Raw genomic sequence first — 625 nt, forward strand, 5'->3', positions numbered from 1 at the left:
TCGAAGCGGAACAGGCGTTCATCGAGAGCGAGCGGCGAGCGTCCACCGACCATGTAGCGGATGTGCTGCTTCGAGAGTTCATCGAGTGTGAGATCGACGGTGGCAAAACCGTGGGCTTCGAATGCGCCCGCGATCTGCGCCGACTCGCTGCGGTTGCGGATCTGCACGCCGACGAAGATGTGCGCCGAATTGGCATCCGCGATCCGGTAGTTGAATTCGGTGACGCTGCGGGTGCCGACCAGTTCGCAGAAGCGTTTGAAGCTGCCGCGTTCTTCGGGGATCGTCACTGCAAACACCGCCTCGCGCGCTTCACCGACTTCGGCGCGCTCGGCGACGAAGCGCATGCGGTCGAAGTTCATGTTCGCGCCCGAGGTGATCGCGATCAGCGTCTGATTTTCGATGCCCTCCCGTTCGGCATACTGCTTCGCACCGGCCACCGCCAAGGAACCGGCTGGTTCGAGCACGCTGCGCGTGTCCTGGAACACGTCCTTGATCGCGGCGCACAGTGCATCGGTATTCACGAGCAGCACTTCGTCGAGATACTCGCTGCACAGGCGGAAGGTTTCCTCGCCGACGAGCTTGACCGCCGTGCCATCGGAGAACAGGCCCACTTCGTTCAGCGTCA

General features: G+C 62.4%; 1 pseudogene. It reads right to left on the reverse strand.

The window, feature by feature from the left end:
* Positions 1–625, reverse strand: a pseudogene (locus F3J19_RS33140) (threonine ammonia-lyase, biosynthetic); the annotation flags it as partial.

Source organism: Burkholderia sp. Ax-1724 (genome assembly GCF_011752995.1).
Taxonomy (GTDB): domain Bacteria; phylum Pseudomonadota; class Gammaproteobacteria; order Burkholderiales; family Burkholderiaceae; genus Paraburkholderia.